Below are 1,777 nucleotides of genomic sequence, written 5' to 3' on the forward strand. Positions count from 1 at the left end.
ACAAAAGCGCCGTCACCCCCAGCGTCGGGAGGACCAGGCGGCGCAGGGACACTCGGTTCGGGCGGGCGACACGTGCTTCAGTCAATGATCAATTCTTTCCGTGAGACAAGCGGAGCGATCGGACCAGGCCCCCACCCCGCACTGCAATCGAGCCCCGGCTCACCCGGAGCGCTTTCGATACAGCTCGACACTAAACACCGCCGCCCGGCCGACACGGCCGCCCTGCGGGATCCGCACCGCAGCGACGGCGTTCCACACCAGGGCTGTGGTTCCTGCGCCCCCGGGGCCGAAAAGTCTGCGGACTTCCACATTCACCGGGCTGTGCCCCGGGTTTCCCGGCCCGTTCGCGGGGCCAGCACCGGCGAAACATCGCCCGCGCCGCGCTTCGGAACGCGAACGGTGATCCCAGCCCAGATTCGTCAATTATTGTTCTGAGCAACGCGAATGCCCACCAAGCGCCTTCGCCCGACAACTGAATCACCGTGACCGGAGCACCTGCGGGTCACACTGAGGGGAACCACATTGAGCGAGCGAGCCATCACCCGCCGATTCGAGCTACACGAAGCACTCGGCGCTGTCCGAGGCACCCAGGAGGCAGCGCTCCTCCTGGAGGGGGATCGAGGAAGCGGCAAATCCGTGCTGCTGCGCGCCATCGCCGACGCCGGAACGCTCCCCGCGATCCGGGTCGCCGCGAGCGGCGTCGAGACGGCAACCCCCTTCTCCGGGGTCTCGGTCCTCATGGCCGCCCGCGGCGTGCCAGCGCTCGACCTGCCCGCGCCGCCCCACCGCGAGGACCCCCAGCACGCGCAGGCCTTCGCCCTCGTCCTCCTCGACCGACTGCGCGGCGGCAAACAGCGCCCCCGGCTCATCCTCATCGACGACATCGACTTCTTCGACGAGAGCAGCCAACAGGTGATCGGATACCTGGCCCCCAGGCTCACGGGCACCGGAATTCGGCTCGTGTGCACCACCGGACCCCAGCCCGACAGCAGCCCCTTCTCCGGCGTGCAACGCCTCAGCCTGGGCCGCTTCCCCGAGGCCGCGCTCATCGAACTCGCCGCCGAGGAGTCCCCCGCCACCGCAGACCCGAGCGTGCTCAAGGTCATCGCCGACGGGGCCGACGGCAACCCGGCCGCCGCCGTGGACATCGTCCGGGGCCTGCGCCCCGCGCAGCTCCAGGGCACCGAACCCCTCTGCCTGCCCTTCCGGCCCGGCAGCACAGAGTCCGCGATCCTCCTCGGCACCGTCGCCTCGCTCTCCCCGGCCGCGCACGAGGTCCTCGCCTGGCTCAGCAGCGCGCCCTTCGTCTCCCTGGCCTCGCTCGCCTTCGCCGACGCGCCAACCCGGGAGGCCATCCCGGAGCTCATCAACGCGGGCATCATCAGCCACGTCGCCAACGGCGTCTCCATCCGCCGCCCCCGGCTCCGCTCGGCCGTGTTCTGGAGCCTCGACCCCGAACAAAAATCCCACATCGGCCGGGTCCTCGAACTCGCCACGCTCCCCCCGCTGAGCGCCTGGCACGCGAGCTTCGCGAACTTCGCCCCGGAAACCGCGCCCGGGCTCCGCGCGGGGGCCCTCACCCTCATCCAGGAGGGCAACACCGTCGCCGCGATCGAACTCGCGGAACGCGCAAATGCCCTCGACAGCCCCGCGCCCGGCAACGCCCTCGCCCTCACCGAGATCGCCGAGGCCTTCTTCCGGCAGGGCGAGATCGAACACGCCCTGCACTACAGCGCGCACGCGATGGACGCCGACCAGAACGGCGGGCTCGACGGCG

General features: G+C 70.5%; 1 protein-coding gene. It reads left to right on the forward strand.

The annotated features are described in order from the left end of the window. Positions 1-522 precede the first annotated feature (522 nt). A partial coding sequence (locus OOT08_RS18670) for an ATP-binding protein (protein WP_325094402.1) occupies positions 523-1,777 on the forward strand: 1,255 nt, incomplete at its 3' end.

The sequence above is a fragment of the Leucobacter sp. M11 genome, from assembly GCF_035726885.1.
In the GTDB taxonomy this organism is placed as follows: Bacteria; Actinomycetota; Actinomycetes; order Actinomycetales; family Microbacteriaceae; genus JAPFRB01.